Source organism: Streptomyces atroolivaceus (genome assembly GCF_000717025.1).
Classification (GTDB): Bacteria; Actinomycetota; Actinomycetes; order Streptomycetales; family Streptomycetaceae; genus Streptomyces; species Streptomyces atroolivaceus.
Genome location: NZ_JNXG01000019.1, coordinates 68,727 through 84,058 on the forward strand (window position 1 = coordinate 68,727; position 15,332 = coordinate 84,058).

Genomic DNA, 15,332 nt, shown 5'->3' on the forward strand with positions numbered 1-15,332 from the left:
GTCGGGAGGGGAGTTCGCGTTGCCCGGAATCGACGAGTGCCTGATCGAGGTCATGAGACTGCCCGGTGCCCGCGGTGCCGCGGTGGTCGACTGGACGAGTGGCCTCGCCCTCGGCACCATCGGTGAGTCGCCCAACGGCGACCACGAGGCCACGGCCGCCGAGACGGCGGAGGTGGCGAGGATGGCCGCCGAACAACCGGTCTTCGCGCAGGCGGACGCGCCCGGCGGCCCCCCGGGCCCGCCCGCCCCAGCCGTCGAGGACGTCATCGTCACCACGGCCCCCGGCTACCACATCCTCCGTTTCGTCGAGACGGCCTTCGACAGCAGCGTCTTCCTCCACCTCTGGCTGGACCGCGCGGAAGGCAACCTCGCCCTGGCACGCATCCGGCTCGGCGAGATAGCGGAGCGGCTGGTCCTGGCATGAGTCCCACCGCCACCACCCGGCCGGACTTACCCGAAGGAGCAGCGCCCTCCCCGATGCTGCAGCGGCTCGCGGCGGAGCGGGCGACCGGCGCGCTGATGCGCGACCGAGGCACCCTGTACCTCGCCGACGGCCAGGTCGTCCACGCGGAGAGCCCCGCGACCCCCGGGATCGACGTCCTGCTCACCACGGGCGGCGCCCTGCGCTCCGAGGGCTGGTGGGACGCGGTCGCCCAGGCGGGTGCCGGACAGCGGGTCGGCCGCTACCTCGTGGACAGCGGACGGGTCCCCGGCGGCGCGCTGGAGCTCTGCCACCTGGGGGCCTTGTACGACGCGGCCTTCTTCGCCCTGGCCCCCACGCACACACCGGCCCGCTTCCGTTACGGCGTCTCCCACTGGATCGGCCCGGTCCGCCCCGTTCCCGTGCACGCCGTGCAGCGCGAGACGCTCAGGCGCCGGGAACTGCTGAACCGGATCTGGCCGGACGCACTCACCGACAGCGCGCCGCTCTCTCCCACGTCCCACCCGGTCGACGCCCCGGTCCCTCCACGCCAGCGCCGCGTCCTGACCCTGGTGAACGGCGAGCGCACGGCCACGGACATCGCGCAGGAGCTGGGGCGTTCGGCCTTCCACATCCTGGTCGACCTGCGCCGGCTGGCGGCCGCCGGACTGGTCGAGGCGGCCCGCCCGGCCACGGCCGGGCCGGCGTCGGTGTCCGCGCACAGCCGCGTCACGCTGCCCGAGGTCACGGCCGACCCGGACGTCGCCCTGCTGCGCCGGCTCAGAGACGCATTGGAGGCCTTGTGATACGCGCGCTCAGGCAGCGTGCCGGGAGGAGACAGCTGATGGTGCCCGAGGCAGAAGCGCAGGACGTTCTCGACGAGCTCCAGCGATTACGCGCCCGGGTGCCGCTCCTGACCGGCGCGCTGGCCGCCAGCACCGACGGGCTGATCGTCGCCCGCGACACCCCGGGCATCGAGGCCGAGGGCGTCGCCGCACTGACCGCCGCCGCGCTCGGCGTCTCGATCCGGATGGCCGACGCCACCGGACGCGGCGGCTTCCGCGAGCTCCTGATCCGCGGCGAGAACGGCTACATCGCCACGTACGCGGCGGGCTCCTCCGCCGTACTCACCCTGCTGGCCGAGGACCGCATCAACGTCGGCCGCCTCCATCTGGAAGGACGCCGCGCCGGCGCGCGCATCGGCGAACTGGTCGACGCCACGCAGGACCGCGCCGAACGCACCGCGCCCCCTCCGCGCCCCCAGCAGTCCCGGGCCCTGCCCCGCCGCACCACCACACCGGATGCCACGTGACACCCGCACCAGCCGGAAACGCACCCGTCACCGGCGGACAACGCACCAGCCAGCAACGGACCGGCCACCGGGCCGGCCAGGGAAAGGAAACGAGCACTATGGCCAACACCGAAGCGTCACTGAAGGATGCGATGGCGTCGATCGAGGGGACCCTCGGTGTCGCACTCGTCGACTACACCAGCGGCATGGCCCTGGGCACCCTGGGCGGTGGCAAGGACTTCAACCTGGAGGTCGCGGCGGCCGGCAACACCGACGTGGTCCGGGCGAAGCTCCGGACCATGGAGCACCTGGGCATCAAGGACGAGATCGAGGACATCCTGATCACCCTCGGCACCCAGTACCACCTGATCCGGCTGCTCAAGACCCGTGGCAGCAACGGCCTGTTCCTCTACCTCGTGCTGGACGGCGGCCGGGCCAACCTCGCGATGGCCCGCCACCAGCTGCGGAAGATCGAAGCGGACCTGGAGGTCTGACCCGGCGTTCTCACCGGCGGCGACGCCGCGCCCCTCCGGGTGCGGCGTCCCCCGCCACGGGCCCGGTCGTCCGGTAGGCCCTCACATGCTTCCCCGCCGGGCGGCCCCGCTCCACCCAGTCGGTCCGCACCCAGTACAGGACGTCGTCCCGCCGCTCCCGCTGCCCCAGCCGTACGGCCTTCAGCCACAGCCCGGCCCCGGCACCGGCCAGCACGAGCCCGCCGGCCCCCGGCAGCACGTACGCACTCGCGACCGCCACGAGGAACGCACCGGCCAGCCACCAGCGGTGGCCGCGCCGCCAGTTCCGCACGGTCACGTCCCGGTCCTGGAGGAAGTCGCCGCGTCCGGCCCGCGTGGCACCCTTCGCGAGCTCCGCGTACCGCCCCGTCCGTACGAACGCGACGGCGGCCAGGGTCACCAGGAACAGCGCGCCCCCTGCCAGCAGTCCGATCCGCCGGCCGGTGAGGCCCGGTACGAACGCCCCGACGGCCGCCGCCAGCAGCCCCGGCCACCACAAGGGCGCGGCCCCCGCCCGTACGATCACGGCCACCCTCGCCAACGACTGCGCTCCGCGCCCCACGTCCGTACCCCTCTCCCACGTGCCTCTGTGGACCTTCTGGGCGCGGAGATTAATAGGCACAGATGAGCGACGTCTGAGAATCGGCGGAACCGGCCGCCCGGAGATCCGGCCGCGCGCCCGGAAGCTCCGGCTACTCGACGAAGAGGCCCCGCGCGGCGGCCCTCGCGTCGAAGTCCTCCAGCCGGGCCTGCGCCTCCGGCAGCCCGTCGCACATGGCCTCCAGCAAGGCCCGCCCGAGCAGCATCGGAGCACACGCGGTGTCGAAGGCCAGCCCCGTCCCCACCGCGGCCGGGATCAGCAGATCGCTGTGGGCCGCCACCGGGGCGAACGCCGAGTCGGCCACGGTCACCACGGTCAGCCCCTGCTCCCGCGCGTAGGCCAGCGCGTCCACGGCCTCGCGCGGGTGGCGCGGCAGCGCGAAGCACATCAGCGCGCTCGCACCCGCCCGCCTGGCGGCGTCGATGCGGTCGTGCAGCATGCTGCCGCCTTCGTCGAGCACCCGTACCTCCGGGTGCACCTTGGCGGCGAAGTACCCGAACCCCCTGGCCTGCGAGGAGGCGGCCCGCAGCCCGAGCACGAGCAGGGGCCTGGAGGCGGCGAGCAACCGCCCCGCCCGCTCCACCGGGGCCGGGTCGGCGAGCAGTTCGGACAGCTGCCGCAGATTCTCGATCTCCGCCAGCACCGCCTGCTGGTACTCGTTGAGGCTCTCCTCCACGCCACGGCCGTCGGCCGCTCCGTCCGGGGTGACCTCCCTCAGGTGCTTGCGCAGCGCCGGGTACCCGTCGAAGCCCAGCGCCACGGCGAAGCGGGTGACGGACGGCTGACTGACACCGGCCAGCTCCGCGAGCTCCACACTCGACAGGAAGGGAGCATCGGCGGCCCGCCGCACCATCGAGTGCGCGATACGCCGCTGGGTGGGCGTGAGCCGCTGCCCCTCGAAGAGCCGCTGCAACCGTGCAGCCGGGCTGCTCCCGCTCATGCTGTCCCCTTCGGAGTTCCGGCGCACCGGTCCGGCGCCGAGGAATCCATTCAGTCAGCAAGTGCTCTGCATGTCCATATACAGCCCACGGTCCGGACACGGCCGGGACCTCATGCCGCCAGGACCAGCCCATCCACACCCCCTGATCGGCCCAGGCGTCAACGCCGCGCCACGGGCTGTCGCTCTCATCGGTGAATTCCTTCTGGAGAGCCGTCTGATCCACAGCAGCGCAGCAGGATGTGAAGAATCCGTGCCCTCGCCGGTGGCCTCATCCCCACCCCGTTCCATCCGCCCCGTCAGGAAGCCGTCCTCCATGTCCCAGCAGTATCCGCAGAACCCTCAGCAGCCCTACCAGGGCGGCCCTGCCGGCTATCCGGGCGGACCGGTTCCGCCGCACCAGCCTCAGCCTGAGAAGTCCTGGTTCGCCCGGCACAAGGTGCTCACGGTGGTCGGCGGCGTGTTCGCCTTCATGGTCGTCGTCGGAATCGCCGCGAGCGGCGGGGACGACCCGGGCAAGGGCTCCGACACGGCAGCCACCGCCCCGCAGAAACAGGCTGCCGCCGAACCCGCCGAGAAGGCCGACGACAAGGCCGCCCTTGAGAAGGAGCTCTCTCAGGCCGACCGGTTCAAGGCCTTCATCGAGGAGAACGGGACCGCCGCGGAGAAGGCCGCGGCCGGGCACATCACCAAGGTCCAGGGTGCGGACGAGTCCAACGGGATCCTGGACTCCGCCGACGTCTACACAGACTTCACGGGCGGCCTGATGGGCCCGCACCAGGGTGAGGGCAAGTTGCTCGCCTCCGCGTTCGCCGACTGGAAGGACTCGGAAAACGGCCTGGTCACCATCTACGACGAGAAGGGCGAGATCCTGTCCAACGGCAACTTCTGACGGACGAGGCCGGCCGGTACGACCGCCGCCCCTTCCCTCGCCCCGGGCCTCCTGACCGGTCCGGGGACCTCCGGACCGGGACCTCCTGACCGGTCCGGGGCCTCTGGACGGTCCGGACACGGCAGCGACGCCACGCGTGGGCCCGCGCCGCCCGCTCGCATTGCGGGACCGCCCTCCCCTGCCGACCCTGGGGTCATGATCCCAGCCAATACGAGAGGGCCGGGCGGCGTCATCGTCCGCTACGGCGACACCGATGCCGCGCACGTGCTGAGCGTCTACGCCGATCTGCGCTGCCCTTACTGCAAGCGCATGGAGCTCGCCCTCGGAGCCGTGATGGAGCGGGCCGCGGACGAGGGCGGATTCGCGGTGGACCACCACTTCGGCACGTTCATCGACGACGCCGCGGGCGGCAGCGGATCCCTGGAAGCGCTGGCCGCACTGGGAGCCGCCGCCGACGAGGGACAGAAACCGTTCATGCACTACCTGCGGGCCTTGTACGCCGATCAGCCCAGCGAGGACGTGGACGCCTTCGCCGACCGGGACAACTTGCTGCGGCTGGCCGGCGGGATCGAGGCGCTGCACGGCGACACCTTCCGGCAGAAGGTCATGGAGCGCACCTACCTTCCCTGGGCGGCGCAGGTGTCGGCGGCCTTCGGGACGAGCGGCGTCCGGTCGACCCCGACGGTGCTGATCGACCGCACCCCGGTCCCCGTCATCAACGCCATGGGATACGCGGTCACCCCGGAGGCCTTCCTCGCCGAGGTGACTCCCCCGTGAAAAGCCGGCCCGCCCGGACCGCAGGTGCCGCCAGGACCGTGCGAGTCCTCGCGGCCGTGCGCGCACTCGGGGCCGCGTGCCGTCAGGGCTTGCGCGCGACCCCGCCGAACATGGCCACCTCGTCGGGCAGGCCGTCGCGGCCCGGCCCGGGCCGCCACCGGCTGCACGACACCACACCGGGATCGAGGAGCTCCAGACCGTCGAAGAACCGGGTGACGTCGCGGGGCGTCCGCTGCGTCAGCTTCGGCGTGCCGTTCTCGTTCCAGAAGGCCACGGCCGCGTCCACGTCGGGCATCGACGGATCGGTGACCGTGTGGGAGAGGACGAGATGGCTCCCGGACGGCAGGGCGTCCGTCAAACGGCGGACCAGCCCGTACGCCTCGGCGTCGTCCTCGATGAAGATGACCACTCCCAGCAGGACGAGCGCGACCGGTTCGGTGAGGTCCAGCGTCTTCGCCGCGTGCTCCAGGATCACGTCGACGTTGCGCAGGTCCTCGTCGAGGTAGTCGGTCCTGCCTTCGGGGGTGCTGGTGAGCAGGGCGCGCGCGTGGGCCAGCACCAGCGGGTCGTTGTCGACGTAGACGATGCGCGATTCCGGCGCCAGCCGCTGAGCGACCTCATGGGTGTTGTCGGCCGTCGGCAGGCCGGTGCCTATGTCGAGGAACTGCCGGATCCCGCGGTCGGCCACCAGATGGCTCACCGCCCGCCCGAGGAACAGCCGGTCCTCCCGGGCGTAGTCACCGATGCCGGGGTGCAGCGTGCGGATGTGATCACCGGCCGCCTGGTCGACGGGGTAGTTGTCCTTGCCGCCCAGCCAGTAGTTCCAGATCCGGGCGGTGTGGGGCTGCGACGTGTTGATCCGGTCCGCCTGCTCGGGCACTGCTCCTCCTGGAGGCGTCGGCCTGGCGCACGGTCAGCACGCAGCCTACATAGGCCCGTTACGCCCACGAGGGGAGCCCGGACCGTTCCGGGCTCCCACCCGCGGGGATCAGAACACGACACGTGCCGCCATCAGCGCGGCCCGCGCCCCGGGCTCGCCCTCCAGCTCCGGACGGCCGCGCGCCGGTCGCCCCGACAGGTGCCGGGCGAAGTCGACCGCGTCGGCGTGGAGGGTGACCGTCGGGGTGCCGATGCCCAGTAGACGGCGCCCTCCCGCGGGGCCGTGGAGGTCGATCTCCGCTGCGGGGCCCGTCCAGGCGAGGGCCAGATCCAGCACCACCTGGTCCATGATCTCCCGGTCGTGCCCGTCGAGGACCAGCTCGGCACCGGTGGCGTCGCTGAGGTCCACCCGGTGCATCCAGGTGTCGCGGGCGACGATGACGTTCCCCAGGTAGTCCATCGAGTCGTCGGGCAGAGCCTTCGCCTCCGGATAGAGCCAGCTCGGCCGGATCCTGCGGCTGACGGCGGTCGGGGTGCGGCGCAGGGCGATGAGGCCCTGGGGGGCGAAGTGCGCGAGGGCGCCGATGAGTTCACGCCCCGGTACGGCCTTCCGGTCGTCGATCTGGACCTCGTTGTGCCCGTCCAGCCGGCCGAGCTCCGGATGGGTCCGCGCGGCCTGCCGGATCCGGCGCACGGCGACCCAGGGACGGGGCAGTTCCTCGTACTGGCCGACGGTGTGGGACAGCATGTCCCGGACGGTCCAGCCGGTACAGACGGTCGGGCGCCGCCAGTCCCCGTCGGGCACCTCACGGAACGAGGAGAGCGTCGCCCGCAGCTCGGCCTCGTTGAGCAGTCGGGCCCGCGTTCGGGACGTGCGGGGGATGTCCCGGGCGGACGATGTCGTGGTGGCCATGGGCGCGCCTCCCGTCTCCCGTAGCCCACGCTACGCCGCCGGGCGGCGCCCCGCCCTGCCCTGCGGGCCGCCGAAACAGGGGGGCTAACCCCAATGACCGGGGCGCCCGGCCTTCGTACCGTGAGGCGTATGGAAGCCCGTGACCCTGAGCTCAGGCGAGAGCTCGACGCCACCCTGAAGGCCCGCAGCGAACTGGGGCCGGAGTACGAGTCCGCACTCATCGACTCGTTCCTGGAGAAGGTCGAGCAGAGGCTCGCCGGCACGAACGACCAACGGACGAGGCGACAGCTCGCCGAGCAGCAGATGGCCGCCGCCCGCGGCGTGCGGCCCGCCCCGCCGGCCGGGAACTTCGGGGAGCGGTTCGGCTTCGGGGTCGCCTCGCTGGTCCTGGCCGTCCCCCTGTCCGCGATCGGCGTCGCGAACGCGGGGATCAAGGGGCTCGTCGTGGCCTGGCTGGGGATCGTCGGCGTGAACGCCGTGCACGCCGCCCGCGGGTGGCCGTGGTCCACGAGCAGGCGGCGGGCCTCGTCCGACTGGGACGGCTGAGCCTGCCGGGGTGACCGGGACGGGCTGGTTTCCGCGCATGAATAATCGCGGGGACCGCCGCACCCCCGGTTGCCCAGGGGGCGGGACGACGGCGGTCCCCGCGAGGGACGCGGTCCCGGGTCAGGGCCGGGTGCCGCGTCCAGGCGACGGTGGAGGTCCGGGAGCCGCTCCGTAGTCCGTGTCGCCGTTCGTGGTGCCGGCGGGTTCCCCCGCCGACACCCCTTACTGTGCCGGAGCCGTGTTAAGCCGGTGCTGCGTCGACGTGTCGCGCTCGTACCGTTTGTGCGAAGCCCGGAAAACGGCGTTACTGCTTGGGAGCCGCGCCCTTCGCCAGGAAGGCCAGCAGGTCCTGCCTGCTCACGACGCCCGTCGGCTTGCCCTCGACGAGGACGATCGCCGCGTCGGCGCCGTCCGTGCCACCGAGCACGGCCATCAGGTCCTCGACCGGCTCCCCCGAGCCGACCTGCGGCAGCGGGGCCGACATGTGCTTCTCCAGCGGGTCGGACAGCGTGGCCCGCTGGGTGAACAGCGCGTCGAGGAGCTGACGCTCCACGACGGATCCGATGACCTCGGCGGCCATCACGTCGGGGTGCCCCGCGCCCGGCTTCACGATCGGCATCTGGGAGACGCCGTACTCGCGCAGCACGTCGATGGCCTCGCCGACCGTCTCCTCGGGGTGCATGTGGACGAGTGAGGGGAGCGGGCCGTCCTTGAAGTCGAGCACCGCGCCGACCCGGGCCGAGGGACCGGCGTCCTCGAGGAAGCCGTAGTCGGCCATCCACTCGTCGTTGAAGATCTTGCTCATGTAGCCGCGGCCGCTGTCCGGCAGCAGGACGACCACCACGTCCTCGGGGCCGAGGCGCTCGGCGACCTCCAGGGCCGCGACGACCGCCATACCGCAGGAACCTCCGACGAGCAGGCCCTCCTCCTTGGCGAGGCGGCGGGTCATCTGGAAGGAGTCCTTGTCCGAGACCGCGACGATCTCGTCCGTGACCGTGCGGTCGTAGGCGCTCGGCCAGAAGTCCTCGCCGACCCCCTCCACGAGGTAGGGACGGCCGGAGCCGCCGGAGTAGACGGACCCCTCCGGGTCCGCGCCGACGACCCGCACGCGGTTCTCGCTGATCTCCTTGAGATAGCGGCCCGTACCGGTGATGGTCCCGCCGGTGCCGACGCCCGCGACGAAGTGGGTGATCCGCCCGTCCGTCTGCTCCCAGAGCTCGGGACCCGTGGTCTCGTAGTGCGACCGCGGGTTGTTGGGGTTGGAGTACTGGTCGGGCTTCCAGGCTCCCGGCGTCTCACGGACCAGGCGGTCGGAGACGTTGTAGTACGAGTCCGGGTGCTCGGGGTCTACGGCCGTCGGGCAGACGACGACCTCCGCACCGTATGCGCGCAGGACGTTGATCTTGTCCGTGGACACCTTGTCCGGGCAGACGAAGACGCACTTGTAGCCCTTCTGCTGGGCGACGATCGCGAGGCCCACACCGGTGTTGCCACTGGTGGGCTCGACGATCGTGCCGCCGGGCTTCAGCTCACCGCTCTGCTCGGCGGCCTCGATCATGCGCAGCGCGATGCGGTCCTTCACCGAACCGCCGGGGTTGAAGTACTCGACCTTGGCCAGGACCGTCGCCTGAATGCCTGCCGACACATTGCGCAGCCTGACGAGCGGGGTGTTGCCGACAAGACTGATCATCGAATCGTGGAATTGCACCGTGTACTCCGGGGTCTCCGTGGGTGTCAGGCAAGAGTATGCGTACGGGCACGAGATTGGACGAAGCGATTGAGCTACGCCCTCCACGGGGCAGGTAGTGCTGTGAACGGCTGTGCGGCACGGAGGAGGTGGACCGGACTGTGTCGAGAGCGAGGGTGGCACGGCGGATCGCTGCGGGTGCGGCGTACGGGGGCGGCAGCGTCGGGCTGATCGGCGCGGCGACGGTGGGCCTGGTGCTGGCCGAGGTGCAGCTGGCCAAGCGGCTGGTGGGCGGGGGGAAGGCACCGGTCCCACCGAGTGCGGACGGCCGGTACGGGGTGGCCTTCGCCGGTCCCGCCGACCCGTTGCGCTTCGTCCTGCTCGGCGACTCGACCGCCGCCGGCCAGGGCGTGCGCAGGGCCGGACAGACCCCGGGGGCGCTGCTGGCCTCCGGGCTGGCGGCGGTGGCCGAGCGCCCGGTGGATTTCCGCAACGTGGCCCTGCCGGGCGCCCGGTCGGACGATCTGGAGCGGCAGGTCTCCCTGGTGCTGGCGGATCGGGCAGGAGTGCCCGACGTCTGCGTGATCATGATCGGTGCGAACGACGTGACCCACCGGATGCCGGCGACGCAGTCGGTGCGCTGCCTCAGCACGGCCGTACGGCGCCTGCGCACGGCCGGCGCGGAGGTGGTCGTGGGCACCTGTCCGGACCTGGGCACCATCGAGCCGGTCTACCAGCCGTTGCGGTGGCTGGCCCGGCGGGTGAGCCGGCAGCTGGCGGCGGCCCAGACGATCGGCGCGGTGGAACAGGGCGGACGGACGGTCTCGCTGGGTGACCTGCTCGGCCCGGAGTTCGAGGCGAACCCCCGCGAGCTCTTCGGCCCCGACAACTACCACCCCTCGGCCGAGGGGTACGCGACCGCCGCCATGGCGATGCTGCCGACCGTGTGCGCGGCCCTCGGCCTGTGGCCGGAGTCCGACCGCCTGGACGGCTCGCGGCGCGAGGGCATGCTGCCGGTGGCCAAGGCCGCCTCCAGGGCCGCGCGGGAGGCGGGCACCGAGGTGACGGCGGCACGGGCGCCGTGGGCCCTGCTCAAGCACCGCAGGCGCCGGCGCCTGCCCGCGCACACCGAACCGGTGCCGCACGAGGACACGGACACGGGAACGGACAGCGGCCGCGGGCCCGGGCACGGGTCGGGGGCGACGTGGCGGCGGGCCTGACCGCGCCACCCCTGCGGGGGAACAATGCGGGCGACTGAGCGGTTGCTTAGAAAAGAGGTCCGCATCACATCGCCTGTCGGGTGACCTCAGCTGTACGTCCGGGTAACTTCCAAGGCAGCCCAGCCTTCCTGCCTTCCAGCCCTCATGGAGCCGCGTGATGCCCGAAGCCGTGATCGTCTCTGCTGCCCGTTCGCCCATCGGCCGGGCCTTCAAGGGGTCCCTCAAGGATCTGCGCGCCGACGACCTGACCGCGACGATCATCCAGACGGCGCTGGCCAAGGTCCCCGAGCTGGACCCGAAGGACATCGACGACCTGATGCTCGGCTGCGGCCTTCCCGGCGGCGAGCAGGGCAACAACCTGGGCCGCATCATCGCCGTACAGATGGGGATGGACCACCTCCCCGGCTGTACGGTCACCCGTTACTGCTCGTCCTCCCTGCAGACCAGCCGCATGGCGCTGCACGCCATCAAGGCCGGCGAGGGCGACGTCTTCATCTCCGCCGGTGTCGAGATGGTGTCCCGCTTCGCGAAGGGCAACTCCGACAGCCTGCCGGACACGCACAACCCGCTCTTCGCCGACGCCGAGGCCCGCACCGCCGCCCGGGCGGAGCAGGAGGGCACGAGCTGGACCGACCCGCGCGAGGAGGGCCTCGTCCCGGACGCGTACATCGCGATGGGGCAGACCGCCGAGAACCTGGCCCGGATCAAGGGCGTCACCCGCCAGGACATGGACGAGTTCGGCGTCCGGTCGCAGAACCTCGCCGAGGAAGCCATCAAGAACGGCTTCTGGGAGCGCGAGATCACCCCCGTGACCACGCCGGACGGCACGGTCGTCTCGAAGGACGACGGCCCCCGCGCGGGCGTCACCCTGGAGGGCGTCCAGGGCCTGAAGCCGGTGTTCCGCCCCGACGGACTCGTCACCGCGGCCAACTGCTGCCCGCTCAACGACGGCGCCGCCGCACTCGTGATCATGTCCGACACCAAGGCGCGCGAGCTGGGCCTCACCCCGCTGGCCCGCATCGTGTCCACCGGCGTCTCCGGCCTCTCCCCCGAGATCATGGGCTACGGACCGGTCGAGGCCAGCAAGCAGGCGCTCAAGCGCGCCGGTCTGACCGTCGACGACATCGACCTGGCCGAGATCAACGAGGCGTTCGCCGCCCAGGTCATCCCGTCCTACAGGGACCTCGGTCTGCCGCTGGACAAGGTCAACGTCAACGGTGGCGCGATCGCCGTCGGCCACCCCTTCGGCATGACGGGTGCACGCATCACCGGCACCCTGATCAACAGCCTGCAGTTCCACGACAAGCAGTTCGGCCTGGAGACGATGTGCGTGGGCGGCGGCCAGGGCATGGCCATGGTCATCGAGCGGCTGAGCTGAGCCGCAGCGGAGGGTAGGGGCCGCCCGAGGAACGAGGGCGGCACCTGCCCGCAGCGCAGGCGAAGCGAGCCGCAGAGACGCGCGGTGGCGTCGGCGAACGGCCCCGCCCCTCCCGCGCGAGGGCCGTGTTGAACCGGCCGAGCTCCGATCGTGACTGAATCTCCCCCAGGATGTGATCTGCGTCCCGGGGGAGAGTCGTTCTCGCAGGTCACACCCGCCCCAGGGCTGAACAGCGGGCCCAAAGACCTGTCCAATTCGTGACGTAATGCACTGACAGCAGGTACCGGTACAAGACAAGCTGATGTAGGAAGTCGGGGGTGTCGATTGAAACCGGGAGTATGTCAGTGAGCGCCATGCCGTTTGCCCTGTTGCTGACCACCGCCGCTGCCACGGCCGTCGGCGCCGCCGCTCTGCACGCTGCTCACGGGCTGCGCAAGCAGGTCACAGCCCTGCGCACGGAGCTGGCGGAAGGACGAAGTCTTCACGCGTCCGTGCCCGAGCAGCTGAACCGGAGCACCGGCTCCCCCGCCGAGGAGATACGCGCGGCCGTCGCCGACGCCCTCGCCGAGGAACGGGAGCGCGAGCTCGCGGAGGCCCGCGCCTTCTGGGCGGCCCAGGAGGCACGCGACGCCTCCGACGCCCCGTCGCTGCTGGGCGGGCTCGGCGAGGACGCCCCGTTCTTCATGCCCCGGCAGAGCGACTTCGCGGGCCTGGAGGCGATGGACCTCGAAGCGGGTGACGCCCTGGACGAGCTCGCGGAGCTGGCAGAGCTCACCGACATGCCCGAGGTCACCGGGTACGCGGAGTACGCCGAGGACTCCGCCGAGCTGGCCGCGGCCCGTCGCCGTCACCCCTCGCACCCGGACTTCGTGCCGGTCCAGACACCCGTGGTCACCGACCATGAGCGTACCGTGAACCGCCTGGAGCGGCTCGCCGATACGGCCACGGAGCTCACCGACGTGCGCCCCGGCCCCCTCGGGACCCTCGATGTCTACGTCTTCGCCGACGGCACCACGCTCTGTATGACCCCGGGCCACCGGGAGACCGCCGAGCGGCTCGCCGACTCGCTGCGCTCCGGTGAGCAGCCGGTGCTGCTGGGCGGTTCCGGGGTCTCTGGCGCCTACGCGCTGACGTTCTCGTGCGGCAAGGAGAACGTCTACATCCTCGCCGACCGCGTCATCGCCTCGTTCTAGCGCGGCCCGGGTGCGAAGGCCCGCGCCGCCGCCTCCTCGACACGACGCACGGCCTCGTCCAGCTCCTGGGACGAGGCCGTTTCCAGTGCGACGGCCAGGTCGCGTCCCGCGACGGCGAGCTGGTCACCCACCGCGAATATCCCGACGTCCGGCATGGTCCTCGGCTCCCGGTCCGGCGCTTCGGCGCGCTGGGCCCTGGCGGACAGCTCCCTCGCCGTCTCCAGGGCCTCGGCGGCCACGCCACGCTGCAGCCGGCTCTGCGGGGTGCTCCGCAGGCGGTCGGCGAATCGGTCCACGGCGGTGATCAGGGGCGTCGTATCGAGCACGCCGTGACCCTACGCGCCCCCACCGCATGGTTGCCAACACGTGCTCGGGCACGGTGTCGGTAAGGACCAGCACCGCGTACCGCGTCGGAGACGGGCCTCAGGTCTTCTGCGAAGAAACCCGTCACAACCTGCTCTCCCGGATCCCCGGTCGCACCGGCCGCGACATCGCGGACTGGCTCCGCACCGTCGACGAAGGCCCCTCCCTCCTCCGCTTCGAGGAGAAGGGCAGCCGGCTGCGGGGCGAACACGACCTCGCCTACGGCCACGCCAAGGCGATCATTCACGAGTACGACCTGAGACGGGCCGCGCGGAAGCTCCTTTCGACCGCGCCCCTCAACGACGGAACGGCCCGCAGGCGCTGCCTGCGGGCCGTTCCGTCGTCGTGCGTACGGGGGTCAGTCGTTCCCGTTGATGATGGAGAGCAGACGCAGCATCTCCAGGTAGATCCACACCAGGGTCAGGGTGAGGCCGAAGGCCGCCAGCCAGGACTCCTCGCGCGGTGCGCCGTAGTTGATGCCGTCCTCGACCTGCTTGAAGTCCAGGGCCAGGAAGCACGCACCGAGGATGATGCCGATGACGCCGAAGAGGATGCCGAGGCCACCGCTGCGGAAGCCGAGGCCGTCACCGCCGCCGAACACGCTGAACAGCAGGTTGACCATCATCAGGAGCACGAAGCCCACGGCCGCGGCCATCACGAAGCCGTAGAAGCGGCGGGTGACGCGGATCCAGCGCATCTTGTACGCGATGAGGACACCGGCGAAGACACACATCGTGCCCATCACCGCCTGCATCACCGTGCCAGGGCTGATGTAGGTGCTGACCGTGCTGGAGATCACTCCGAGGAAGACACCCTCGAAGGCCGCGTAGGCAAGGATCAGCGCGGGCGCGGGCTTGCGCTTGAAGGACTGGATGATCGCGAAGACGAACGCCACCAGGGCGGCGCCGATCGCGATGCCGTAGGACTTGCCGAGATTGGCCTCGTCGACCGGCAGCAGGGCCCAGGAGAGCGCGGCGGTGAGCACTACGGTGCCCAGCGTCATCGCCGTACGCGTGACGACGTCGTCGATCGTCATCGCGCCGGAGCGCGCGGGCGCCTGCGGGGCGCCGTACTGGATGTCCTGCTGGGCGTAGGGGTTCGTCGCGTACGGGTTGGCGGCGGTGCCCTGCGCGTACGGGTTGGCACCCGCTGCGGGGGCCCCGGCCTGCGGCACCGCGTTGAAGCCCGCGTGGCCGTTGTCGCGGCTGAACCCCCGTCGCGAGAAGACCGGGTTGCTGCTCCTCATTTCACTCCTCCATGGCCACCGTGCGTGGCCTTGCCACAAGAGTAATGGGTAGGCAAAACAATCACCCTAGTACCGGAGGAGGATCTTCGCGGAGCCGGCGGCCCTGATCTCTCCGGCGTGGTACGGAAACACTCGTACCCACCAGGTGAAAACGCAAAAGGGCGGCGGGAGCGGAGGCCGGCCGCCTGCACACACAGTGATCACTCGGCCCCGGGACGCGCCCACGGTGAAGGCGGTCGTAAAGCGGCTGAGAGACGGAACGGCGTGGGACCGGTCGGGCCCACCGGCGGCGCGGGTGGTGCCCGGAGCCGGACTCGAACCGGCACGCCCCCGAGGAGGCAGCGAGGTTTAAGCTCGCCGTGTCTGCATTCCACCACCCGGGCGTGGGCGCGCGGCTCCGCGTCTGGCACATGACCCTATCCGGGGACATCCCTCGAACAGCGGAACATCCACTCGATGTTGTCTTATTTTATTGA

Annotated in this window: 17 protein-coding genes, 1 tRNA gene and 1 pseudogene; 11 read left to right on the plus strand and 8 right to left on the minus strand. The window is 71.4% G+C overall.

All coding sequences use genetic code 11. The features are described from left to right. The first annotated feature begins 19 nt into the window (after positions 1-19). From OO67_RS30865 to OO67_RS30880, 4 genes are all read left to right on the plus strand, one after another. Positions 20-424, plus strand: a complete 405-nt coding sequence (locus tag OO67_RS30865; protein ID WP_033305091.1) for a hypothetical protein — start codon at positions 20-22, stop codon at positions 422-424. Next, on the plus strand, positions 421-1,227 hold the full coding sequence (locus OO67_RS30870; protein ID WP_033305092.1) for a helix-turn-helix domain-containing protein: 807 nt from the start codon (positions 421-423) through the stop codon (positions 1,225-1,227). Before OO67_RS30865 ends, OO67_RS30870 begins: the two co-directional genes overlap by 4 nt. A gap of 38 nt (positions 1,228-1,265) precedes the next feature. Continuing rightward, positions 1,266-1,733, plus strand: coding sequence for a roadblock/LC7 domain-containing protein (locus OO67_RS30875; protein WP_033305093.1), 468 nt, complete (start codon positions 1,266-1,268; stop codon positions 1,731-1,733). A gap of 98 nt (positions 1,734-1,831) precedes the next feature. Continuing rightward, entirely contained in the window at positions 1,832-2,206 is a 375-nt protein-coding gene (locus OO67_RS30880) for a hypothetical protein (protein ID WP_033305094.1), read from the plus strand. A 10-nt stretch (positions 2,207-2,216) separates the two neighbouring features. On the opposite strand, the gene OO67_RS30885 is transcribed toward OO67_RS30880, so the two are convergent. After that, entirely contained in the window at positions 2,217-2,756 is a 540-nt protein-coding gene (locus OO67_RS30885; protein ID WP_033305095.1) for a hypothetical protein, read from the minus strand. Positions 2,757-2,916: 160 nt separating this feature from the next. Next, entirely contained in the window at positions 2,917-3,765 is an 849-nt protein-coding gene (locus OO67_RS30890; RefSeq protein WP_033305096.1) for a MurR/RpiR family transcriptional regulator, read from the minus strand. A 313-nt stretch (positions 3,766-4,078) separates the two neighbouring features. Between OO67_RS30890 and OO67_RS30895 the strand changes: the two genes are divergently transcribed. Beyond that, the gene (locus OO67_RS30895) at positions 4,079-4,654 is read left to right on the plus strand and encodes a hypothetical protein (RefSeq protein ID WP_244300358.1); all 576 of its coding nucleotides are present in this window, start codon (positions 4,079-4,081) and stop codon (positions 4,652-4,654) included. 195 nt (positions 4,655-4,849) lie between these two features. After that, positions 4,850-5,431 carry a thioredoxin domain-containing protein gene (locus OO67_RS30900; RefSeq protein ID WP_033305097.1) on the plus strand — a complete coding sequence of 194 codons (582 nt, stop codon included), beginning with the start codon at positions 4,850-4,852 and terminating at the stop codon, positions 5,429-5,431. Positions 5,432-5,513: 82 nt separating this feature from the next. Here the strand turns inward: OO67_RS30900 and OO67_RS30905 are convergent, their stop codons facing one another. Next, a complete protein-coding gene (locus OO67_RS30905; RefSeq protein WP_033305098.1) occupies positions 5,514-6,311 on the minus strand; it encodes an SAM-dependent methyltransferase in 798 nt (265 codons plus the stop codon). Positions 6,312-6,419: 108 nt separating this feature from the next. After that, positions 6,420-7,223, minus strand: coding sequence for a maleylpyruvate isomerase family mycothiol-dependent enzyme (locus OO67_RS30910; protein WP_033305099.1), 804 nt, complete (start codon positions 7,221-7,223; stop codon positions 6,420-6,422). 129 nt (positions 7,224-7,352) lie between these two features. On the opposite strand from OO67_RS30910, the gene OO67_RS30915 reads away from it, so the two are divergent. After that, positions 7,353-7,769, plus strand: a complete 417-nt coding sequence (locus tag OO67_RS30915) for a hypothetical protein (RefSeq protein WP_033305100.1) — start codon at positions 7,353-7,355, stop codon at positions 7,767-7,769. A gap of 304 nt (positions 7,770-8,073) precedes the next feature. On the opposite strand, the gene OO67_RS30920 is transcribed toward OO67_RS30915, so the two are convergent. Beyond that, positions 8,074-9,477: a cystathionine beta-synthase gene (locus tag OO67_RS30920; protein WP_033305101.1), complete on the minus strand. Its 1,404-nt coding sequence runs from the start codon at positions 9,475-9,477 to the stop codon at positions 8,074-8,076. A gap of 155 nt (positions 9,478-9,632) precedes the next feature. Here OO67_RS30920 and OO67_RS30925 point away from each other — a divergent pair, with 155 nt between their 5' ends. The 3 genes from OO67_RS30925 (at position 9,633) to OO67_RS30935 (ending at position 13,247) form a co-directional block, all read left to right on the plus strand. Continuing rightward, positions 9,633-10,676 carry an SGNH/GDSL hydrolase family protein gene (locus OO67_RS30925; RefSeq protein WP_033305102.1) on the plus strand — a complete coding sequence of 348 codons (1,044 nt, stop codon included), beginning with the start codon at positions 9,633-9,635 and terminating at the stop codon, positions 10,674-10,676. 157 nt (positions 10,677-10,833) lie between these two features. After that, a complete protein-coding gene (locus tag OO67_RS30930) occupies positions 10,834-12,054 on the plus strand; it encodes an acetyl-CoA C-acetyltransferase (protein WP_033305103.1) in 1,221 nt (406 codons plus the stop codon). A 353-nt stretch (positions 12,055-12,407) separates the two neighbouring features. Beyond that, positions 12,408-13,247 (plus strand): hypothetical protein, encoded by an 840-nt coding sequence (locus tag OO67_RS30935; protein ID WP_244300359.1) that lies wholly within the window; start codon positions 12,408-12,410, stop codon positions 13,245-13,247. On the opposite strand, the gene OO67_RS30940 is transcribed toward OO67_RS30935, so the two are convergent. Beyond that, a complete protein-coding gene (locus OO67_RS30940) occupies positions 13,244-13,573 on the minus strand; it encodes a hypothetical protein (protein WP_033305105.1) in 330 nt (109 codons plus the stop codon). The genes OO67_RS30935 and OO67_RS30940 overlap by 4 nt on opposite strands. Before the next feature lie 53 nt (positions 13,574-13,626). Between OO67_RS30940 and OO67_RS37335 the strand changes: the two are divergent. Further along, positions 13,627-13,893: pseudogene (locus OO67_RS37335) on the plus strand (DUF4287 domain-containing protein); the annotation flags it as partial. 75 nt (positions 13,894-13,968) lie between these two features. On the opposite strand, the gene OO67_RS30945 reads toward OO67_RS37335, so the two are convergent. After that, on the minus strand, positions 13,969-14,856 hold the full coding sequence (locus OO67_RS30945; RefSeq protein WP_033305106.1) for a Bax inhibitor-1/YccA family protein: 888 nt from the start codon (positions 14,854-14,856) through the stop codon (positions 13,969-13,971). A gap of 296 nt (positions 14,857-15,152) precedes the next feature. Continuing rightward, positions 15,153-15,239 (minus strand) — tRNA-Leu (locus OO67_RS30950). Between the last annotated feature and the right edge of the window lie 93 nt (positions 15,240-15,332).

What these genes read in the sequence shown, in the direction of transcription:
- OO67_RS30870 (WP_033305092.1), top strand. Translation starts at nt 421, where the DNA reads ATGAGTCCCACCGCCACCACCCGGCCGGACTTACCCGAAGGAGCAGCG.
- OO67_RS30875 (WP_033305093.1), top strand. Translation starts at nt 1,266, where the DNA reads ATGGTGCCCGAGGCAGAAGCGCAGGACGTTCTCGACGAGCTCCAGCGA.
- OO67_RS30880 (WP_033305094.1), top strand. Translation starts at nt 1,832, where the DNA reads ATGGCCAACACCGAAGCGTCACTGAAGGATGCGATGGCGTCGATCGAG.
- OO67_RS30890 (WP_033305096.1), bottom strand. Translation starts at nt 3,765, where the DNA reads ATGAGCGGGAGCAGCCCGGCTGCACGGTTGCAGCGGCTCTTCGAGGGG.
- OO67_RS30895 (WP_244300358.1), top strand. Translation starts at nt 4,079, where the DNA reads ATGTCCCAGCAGTATCCGCAGAACCCTCAGCAGCCCTACCAGGGCGGC.
- OO67_RS30900 (WP_033305097.1), top strand. Translation starts at nt 4,850, where the DNA reads ATGATCCCAGCCAATACGAGAGGGCCGGGCGGCGTCATCGTCCGCTAC.
- OO67_RS30910 (WP_033305099.1), bottom strand. Translation starts at nt 7,223, where the DNA reads ATGGCCACCACGACATCGTCCGCCCGGGACATCCCCCGCACGTCCCGA.
- OO67_RS30915 (WP_033305100.1), top strand. Translation starts at nt 7,353, where the DNA reads ATGGAAGCCCGTGACCCTGAGCTCAGGCGAGAGCTCGACGCCACCCTG.
- OO67_RS30930 (WP_033305103.1), top strand. Translation starts at nt 10,834, where the DNA reads ATGCCCGAAGCCGTGATCGTCTCTGCTGCCCGTTCGCCCATCGGCCGG.
- OO67_RS30935 (WP_244300359.1), top strand. Translation starts at nt 12,408, where the DNA reads ATGCCGTTTGCCCTGTTGCTGACCACCGCCGCTGCCACGGCCGTCGGC.
- OO67_RS30945 (WP_033305106.1), bottom strand. Translation starts at nt 14,856, where the DNA reads ATGAGGAGCAGCAACCCGGTCTTCTCGCGACGGGGGTTCAGCCGCGAC.